This is a genomic window from Caballeronia sp., assembly GCF_028292365.1.
Classification (GTDB): Bacteria; Pseudomonadota; Gammaproteobacteria; order Burkholderiales; family Burkholderiaceae; genus Caballeronia.
In genome coordinates, this window is sequence record NZ_JAQGMM010000032.1 from 1 (window position 1) to 7,854 (window position 7,854).

General features: G+C 58.7%; 8 protein-coding genes. 4 read left to right on the plus strand and 4 right to left on the minus strand.

All coding sequences use genetic code 11. The annotated features are described in order from the left end of the window. Together JWR14_RS01460 and JWR14_RS01465 are read right to left on the minus strand one after the other, a co-directional pair. A partial coding sequence (locus tag JWR14_RS01460; protein WP_299700115.1) for an aliphatic sulfonate ABC transporter substrate-binding protein occupies nt 1–653 on the minus strand: 653 nt, incomplete at its 3' end. Between the two features lie 173 nt (nt 654–826). After that, nucleotides 827–1,111 (minus strand): hypothetical protein, encoded by a 285-nt coding sequence (locus tag JWR14_RS01465; protein WP_299700118.1) that lies wholly within the window; start codon nt 1,109–1,111, stop codon nt 827–829. Nucleotides 1,112–1,441: 330 nt separating this feature from the next. Between JWR14_RS01465 and JWR14_RS01470 the strand changes: the two genes are divergently transcribed. Further along, nucleotides 1,442–1,837 (plus strand): RT0821/Lpp0805 family surface protein, encoded by a 396-nt coding sequence (locus JWR14_RS01470; protein WP_299700121.1) that lies wholly within the window; start codon nt 1,442–1,444, stop codon nt 1,835–1,837. Nucleotides 1,838–1,899: 62 nt separating this feature from the next. Beyond that, nucleotides 1,900–2,352, plus strand: a complete 453-nt coding sequence (locus JWR14_RS01475; RefSeq protein WP_299700124.1) for an NUDIX hydrolase — start codon at nt 1,900–1,902, stop codon at nt 2,350–2,352. Nucleotides 2,353–2,426: 74 nt separating this feature from the next. Here the strand turns inward: JWR14_RS01475 and JWR14_RS01480 are convergent, their stop codons facing one another. Together JWR14_RS01480 and JWR14_RS01485 are read right to left on the minus strand one after the other, a co-directional pair. Continuing rightward, entirely contained in the window at nt 2,427–3,407 is a 981-nt protein-coding gene (locus tag JWR14_RS01480; RefSeq protein WP_299700127.1) for a transporter substrate-binding domain-containing protein, read from the minus strand. A 4-nt stretch (nt 3,408–3,411) separates the two neighbouring features. Next, on the minus strand, nt 3,412–5,121 hold the full coding sequence (locus tag JWR14_RS01485) for a glutamine--tRNA ligase/YqeY domain fusion protein (RefSeq protein WP_299700130.1): 1,710 nt from the start codon (nt 5,119–5,121) through the stop codon (nt 3,412–3,414). A gap of 361 nt (nt 5,122–5,482) precedes the next feature. Between JWR14_RS01485 and JWR14_RS01490 the strand changes: the two genes are divergently transcribed. Then, nucleotides 5,483–5,701, plus strand: a complete 219-nt coding sequence (locus JWR14_RS01490) for an ornithine acetyltransferase (protein WP_299700133.1) — start codon at nt 5,483–5,485, stop codon at nt 5,699–5,701. 207 nt (nt 5,702–5,908) lie between these two features. Beyond that, a partial coding sequence (gene alaS, locus JWR14_RS01495; RefSeq protein ID WP_299700136.1) for an alanine--tRNA ligase occupies nt 5,909–7,854 on the plus strand: 1,946 nt, incomplete at its 3' end.

Sequence of the window (7,854 nt, forward strand, 5' to 3'; positions counted from 1 at the left end):
TTCGGCAACCCGGTGTAGTCCGCGAGCGTGCGCACGGTCAACGCTTTCTGCGCGGCGGCATAGTACGGGTCCCAGACGATCCACGCATCGACATCGCCGTTTTCGAAAGCCGCGCGTGCGTCTGCGGGCGGGAGATAAACCGAATGGATATCGTCGAGTTTCAAGTCTGCTTTCTGCAGCACCGCTAGCAGCAAGAAGTTCGAACTCGATCCCTTTTGCAGAGCAATGCGCCGGCCTTTTAGCTCTGCCAGTGAATGAATCGGGGAATTGGCTTTGACAAACAGCGCCTCGTTGGTTTCTCCTCCCGGTTCGGCGCCGACATACACGAAATTCACACCCGCGGCCTGCGCAAAAATCGGCGGCGGTGCGCCGGTGTAGCCAAAATCGATGTTGTTCGTATTGAGCGCTTCGAGCAGTTGCGGCCCGGCGGGGAACTCATACCAGTTGACCGTGTAGCCGAGCGGCTTGAGCTTTTTTTCGAGCGAACCCTGGGCCTTGAGCACGGCAAGCAAACCGGCCTTTTGAAAACCGATCCGCAATTGCTTTGCGGGCGCACTCGCTGCATCTTGTGCCGACGCAGACAGCGGCAACAAAGCGAACGCAGCAGCGACCCATAATCCTGATAACGACGACAACAAATTCAGCTTTTTCATGGAGATTTCCGTGGCAGAAAAGATATCGTCGACCATAGCGGCGATGGGTTTGTGCGTCGAATAAGCGATGCTTCGAAGCTAATGACGGAATATGAAAAACGGAAATGCGAAAGCGTCGACGATAAAAAAGGGCAGCCGAAGCTGCCCTTGATTCGTGTCGGATTGCGACAAGGCTATGGAGTGAGCTGCCGGCATAAAAACACCAGCGTGAGCAACGCGCCGATCCAGAATGCGCCGCCTATGGCAGTCATCACGCGTGGCCAGATGGACGGCTGCGTCGCGTCGTGCGGATCGGGAACGTAGGAGCAGCCTGACCACTCGGACCGCTCAGGCCGCCTTGCCAGCATCCGGTCCATTGCTATGAGTCCCTTGGGCATCGTGATCGCACACGCGATAATGGCGATGCACAGCCACTGGTAGAGCGTTGGTGTCTGAGCGGTAGCGAGAAGGATGTCCATGATCGGAATCGAAGCGTAGTCGACAAGCCTTCGATATTAGTTTTCCGTCTCGTATCCCTATATCAGACACTTCTGAGAGAGTCCGGGGTTGCTCTGAAAATCACAGCGCATGGCCATTCGGCGGACGTTGGACGCTTGCAAAGTCCATATGTCCTCATGCTATCCTCGACGCCAGATGATCGTGATTTATCAGTTGATCCTGAGTGGTTCTGATTTTTTTCGAAACACGATTAAGGCAATGGCCGCGAATAATGCAGTCATGCCGATCTTGCTGCGCTGTTTCTGATACCGCCGAAATTCAATACCAATACCAACGAGGGAGAGTGTTTCATGTCATACCCATCTCGCGCGCTCAAGCGCGTCTCCGTGCAACTGATCGTAAGCTGTGTCGTGCTTGGCAGCGGCGCGGCGCACGCGGCCAACCTCGGGTTTCTCAACAACACGCCGATTACCTACATGAAGCAGCGCGACTTACAGGCGCTCAACAACGCGGCGCACTCGGCGCTCGACACCAAACAAGACGGTGAGTCGCTCGACTGGAACAATGAGGGCGCAGGTAATCCGGTTGCCATCAATGGCACGATCACGCCGTCGGATACGAAGAAGGACGGCGACCGTACGTGCCGCAAGCTCACCATGGTGGCTCACGCCAAGGGTCAGACGCAGACCTGGGCGCCTACCGTCTGCAAGCCGGACGGCGGTAAATGGGCATTGTTGAAACAGTGACCTGTTTCAACCACCTCGAAGTTTCCTGTCGCGCGGTATCGCAAATCTGGAAGGCTGCTTAAATGGCCGACCGGACGGTTTCGTGCGGCGTCGTGATTCTTAACGCGCAAGGGGACGTGTTGCTGTGTCACGCGACCGAGACGTCTCACTGGGATATCCCGAAAGGCCAGGGTGAGGTGGACGAACAACCCGAGGAAGCGGCATTGCGGGAACTCGTGGAAGAGACGGGCATTGTGATGAAAGCGGAGCGCTTGAAGGATTTGGGGCGGTTTGTTTATCGCCGCGACAAGGACCTGCATCTGTTCGCGGTGCGAGTGACCGACGATGAAGTGAAGCTTGAAGAGTGCATCTGCGAATCGTATTTTCCGCGTCGCCGGGACGGCCAGATGATCCCCGAAATGGACGCGTACAGATGGGTCACGCCGGTCGATGTCGATCAGTACGCAAGCCGCAGCCTCGCGCGCCTGTTCCAGACAACGCTCTCGCTGACTGAATTACACCAGACGCTTGCCTGAGCCGGAAGGCTTGGGTGTGCGCCGTGGGTCACCATTGACCGGCGCTGGTCGCTGCCCGTTGCTACTGGACGCTGCTAGTCTTCGGAACTGTGGTCGTTTGGATTGGCGAACAGCGCTCTCATTTCTGGCGACAGAGGGAACCGCAAGTTGATGTTGTCAGGGGGAATGGCCTGCATGAACCACCGGTCGTAGAGCCGTTCGGCTTCGCCTGAGCGCTCCATCCCGGCAATCACGTCATCGGCCAGTTTCTTGAAGATCGGGTCGCCCTTGCGCATCATGCATGCGTAGGATTCGTGCGCGAGCGAGTCGCCGGTGACCATGTACTCGTTTTGGGCCGGACCTTCCTGAGCTACCTTTCCATATAGCAACGGATCATCCATCACGAACGCTACAGCGCGGCCGGTTTTCACGGCATCGAAAGCTTCTGCATGGTCTTTCGCGCTGAAAATCTTCAGATCCAGTTTCCGGTTCAACGACAGTTCCCGCAGAAGCTGTTCATCGGACGTACCCGCTGTTGTCGATACGGTCTTGCCGGCGAGATCGTCGTAGTTGCGAATGCCGGATTTGCGCTTTACCACCATCCGGATCCCATAGCTGAAGATGCTGTTCGAGAACGCGACCAATTGCTCCCGATCACGAATATGCGCGGTCGATCCGCACTCCAGGTCAATCTGGTGATTCACCACATACGACAATCGGTTCGCCGACGTGACAACCACCGTGCTCACGGCGAGCCGGGGTGTTTGTAAGCGAAGTCGGACTTCGTCGACGATCTTGAGCGCAATAGCCTGTGAATAGCCGATGGACTGCCCGTTCGCGTCGAGATACGAGAAGGGTACCGACGACTCGCGCACGCCGAGAACAATGGCGTTGTTCTCGGCGATCTTGCGTAACGTAGGCGAGGAAAGGTCGACTGCGCCCGCGAAAGCCGATTGCGCCCCGATCAGCAGCGCAAACGCACACGACGCGCGCAACGCGCGGACGAACGACCTTGGCAAGGTGCGTTGCAAAGCATCCCCCACAACGAGTGCGAGCGTCCGGCGGGACGCGCCCATGGCTTTAAGCCGGCTTGGTCCAGCTATCGCGCAGGCTGACAATGCGATTGAACACCGGCGAGCCGGGTTTCGAATCGATACGGTCAGCGACGAAATAGCCGTGGCGTTCGAACTGATAGCGATCTTCAGCATTTGCCTGACGCGCGCCCGGTTCGAGATAAGCGCGCACGATGCGCTTCGAGTCCGGGTTCAGCGCATCCAGAAATTCCGCGCCGCCAGCACCGGGTTGCGGTTCTTTGAAGAGGCGGTCGTAGATCCGTACCTCGGCTTCATACGCGCCTTCTGCGCTGACCCAGTGAATGGTGCCCTTGACCTTGTAGCCGTTTGCGCCTTCCGTGCCGGACTTGCTGTCGGGGAAATACGTGCAATGCACGGCTGTGATGTTGCCGTGCTCGTCCTTGTCCGCACCTGTGCATTCCACGACGAAACCGTACTTCAGCCGCACCTTGTTGCCCGGGAACAAACGGAAATAGCCTTTCTTCGGCACTTCCTGGAAGTCCTCGCGCTCGATCCACAACTCTCGCGAAAACGGAAATTCGCGGGTTCCGCGCTCGGGATGATGCGGATGAACCGGCGCGCTGCACGTTTCGCTCGTACCTTCCGGATAGTTGTCGATGATCAGTTTCAGCGGGTCCAGGACCGCGATTGCGCGGGGCGCCTTTTCGTCGAGATCATCGCGCAATGCGCCTTCCAGCACGCTCATGTCGATCCACGAATCCACCTTCGTCACCGCTACGCGGTCGCACATGAGCCGGATGCTTTCCGGCGTGAAACCGCGGCGCCGAACGCCCACGATAGTCGGCATGCGCGGGTCATCCCAGCCATCGACATGATTTTCTGTCACGAGCTGCAGCAGCTTGCGCTTGCTGGTAATCGCGTAGGTCAGGTTCAGGCGGGAGAACTCGATTTGCTGCGGCAATGGACGGGTGAACTTGCCGTCATCGGCGAGTCGATTCAGGAACCAGTCGTACAGCGGACGATGATCTTCAAACTCGAGCGTACACAGCGAATGCGTGATGTTTTCGAGCGCGTCCGATACACAGTGCGTGTAGTCGTACATGGGGTAGACACACCACGTGTCGCCGGTCCGGTAATGATGCGCGAAACGAATCCGGTAGATGACAGGATCGCGCATGTTGAAATTCGGCGAAGCCATGTCAATCTTCGCGCGCAGCACGTGCTCGCCTTCCTTGAACTCGCCCGCTTTCATGCGGCGGAACAGGTCCAGGTTCTCTTCCGGCGTGCGGTCGCGGAACGGCGAATTCTTGCCGGGTTCCTGCGCCGAGCCGCGCGTCAAGCGCATCTCTTCGGCCGACTGGCTGTCGACATAAGCCTGGCCGCGTTCGATCAGCAACTCGGCAAATTCGTAGAGCTTGTCGTAGTAGTCGCTGGCGAAGTACAGGTGTTCGGTGCCGTCCTTGTTCCAGTCGAAGCCGAGCCACTTGACGGCGTCGATGATGGAATCGACGTACTCGACGCTTTCCTTTTCCGGGTTCGTGTCGTCGAAACGAAGGTGGCAGACGCCGCCGTAATCACGCGCGATGCCGAAATTGACGCAAATGCTCTTCGCGTGACCGATGTGCAGATAGCCGTTCGGCTCGGGCGGAAAACGAGTTTCGACACGCTGCGACCATTTGCCGTTGCGATTGTCTTCGTCGATGATATTGCGGATGAAATTGTTTACCGCCGGGGCGTCGTTGCGATCGGTGTTCATGCGAGAAAGAGAGAGCGGACGAGGGCGCTAGCGTTGAAGACCTGCGGCTTGCGTTCGGTAAGACTTATCTGGTCTTTTGATTCTACCTTAGGGAGACGGTCAGGACAGCGCGGGCCGGGATTTTGCCGCGATGTGCGGCGTGGCTGCGACAGCGGGGAGTCTCGCGCGGTTGTTGAACACTTGTAACCACGGGTGTGCGGTTTCAATACCGCTTGTATCCGGCGTAACGGGACGTAAATCGAATTGTCGTCATTAGCGGGAGGATTCTAAGATAGGCCCGCGTTCCGAAATAATGTAATTGAAAGGTTCGGGGCGTGAGCCGCATTGACGATAAAGCGACGATAAAAAGGACAATCTCATCATGAACAAGATCACACGGGTTTCTTTTCAGGTTGCACGGGTTGCGGCAATTGGCGTGTTTATCGCTTCGTTTTCGGCGTGCGCGATGAACCGTACGCAGGCGCATGCGGGTATTGGAGCCGCGGCCGGCGGGGCTTTGGGTTATGTGCTGACCGGCGGTCCGATTGGGACTGTGGCGGGTGCGGCAGCGGGCGGGCTGATTGGGGCTGGCGTGCGGTAGGGACGGGGCTTTCTCTCTTGAACTGAGCTTTTTGTTCGTGCCAGTGGGCGATATCGGAGTTCCGGGGAAGCGCGGGCTGTGTCGGCGCGAGCAAAATCCCCCTCCAAACCCCGTATAATCGACAATCCCATTTTGGCACCCGGCCCTCGCGCGCAGTGACGATAAGTCAGAGCGCCGCCGCCGTACAAAACAGCAGACCCGCACGCCATGAAAGCCGCCGACATCCGCGAGAAATTCCTCAAGTTCTTTGAATCGAAGGGCCACACGATCGTGCGCTCGTCCAGCCTTGTGCCGGGCAATGATCCCACGCTGCTCTTCGTTAACTCCGGCATGGTCCAGTTCAAGGACGTCTTCCTCGGCACCGAAAGCCGGCCGTATTCGCGCGCCACGACCTCGCAGCGCAGCGTCCGCGCGGGCGGCAAGCACAACGACCTCGAAAACGTCGGCTACACGGCTCGCCATCACACGTTCTTCGAAATGCTGGGCAACTTCTCGTTCGGCGATTATTTCAAGCGCGACGCGATCCACTACTGTTGGGAATTGCTCACCAAGGTCTACGGCCTGCCCGCTGACAAACTCACGGTCACGGTCTACCAGGAAGACGACGAAGCGTTCGCCATTTGGGAAAACGAAATCGGCGTGCCGAAAGAGCGAATCATCCGCATCGGCGACAACAAGGGCGCACGTTACGCATCGGATAACTTCTGGACCATGGGCGACACCGGCCCGTGCGGCCCGTGCTCGGAAGTGTTCTACGACCACGGCCCGGAAGTGTGGGGTGGCCCGCCGGGATCCCCGGAAGAGGACGGCGACCGCTTCATCGAGATCTGGAATCTCGTGTTCATGCAGTTCAATCGCGACGTCCAGGGCAACATGACGAAGCTGCCTAAGCAGAGCGTGGACACCGGTATGGGCCTCGAACGCCTCGCCGCCGTGCTCCAGCATGTGCACAGCAACTACGAAATCGACCTGTTCCAGACGCTGATCAAGGCCGCGGCCCGTGAAACGGCGACGGCGGACCTCACCAACAATTCGTTGAAGGTGATCGCGGACCACATTCGCGCATGCTCGTTCCTGATCGTCGATGGCGTGATTCCCGGCAACGAAGGCCGCGGTTATGTGCTGCGCCGGATCGTGCGCCGCGCCATCCGCCACGGCTACAAACTCGGCCGCAAGGGCGCGTTTTTCCATAAGCTCGTAGCCGATCTGGTCGAGGAAATGGGCGCGGCTTATCCGGAACTCAAGGACGCGCAAACCCGCGTGACAGACGTTTTGCGGCAGGAAGAAGAGCGTTTTTTCGAGACCATTGAACACGGCATGTCGATGCTCGAAACTGAACTCGCCACGCTCGACGCCAAGGGCTCAAAGCAACTGGACGGCGAACTCGCGTTCAAACTCCACGACACATTCGGCTTCCCGCTGGATCTGACCGCAGACGTTTGCCGCGAGCGCGGCATCACGGTCGACGAAGCCGCCTTCGACGAAGCCATGGCACGTCAACGCGAACAAGCGCGTTCGGCCGGCAAGTTCAAGTCGGCGCAAGGCCTTGACTACGCGGGCACGAAAACCACGTTCCACGGCTACGAAAACGAAATCTTCGACGACGCCAAAGTGGTCGCGCTTTACGTGGATGGTGTTTCGGTGAAAGAGGCGCAGGTCGGCCAGCAGGCCGTCGTCGTGCTCGATCACACGCCGTTCTACGCCGAATCGGGCGGCCAGGCAGGCGATCAGGGCGTGCTCGCGAACGCAGCGGTGCGCTTCGCGGTTGTTGATACCCTCAAGGTCCAGTCCGACGTCGTTGGCCATCACGGCACGGTCGAGCAGGGCACGCTGAAAGTGGGTGACGTGGTGAAGGCGGAAATCGATACGGTTCGCCGTCTTCGCACCGCCCGCAACCACTCGGCGACGCACTTGATGCACAAGGCGCTGCGCGAAGTGCTCGGCAGCCACGTACAGCAAAAGGGTTCGCTCGTCGATCCGGACAAGACGCGCTTCGACTTCGCGCACAACGCGCCCATGACCGACGAGCAGATTCGTCGCGTGGAAGAGATCGTCAACGCGGAAGTGCTGGCAAACGCGCCGGGTATCGTGCGTGTCATGCCGTACGACGAAGCCGTGAAGGGCGGCGCGATGGCGCTGTTCGGCGAGAAATA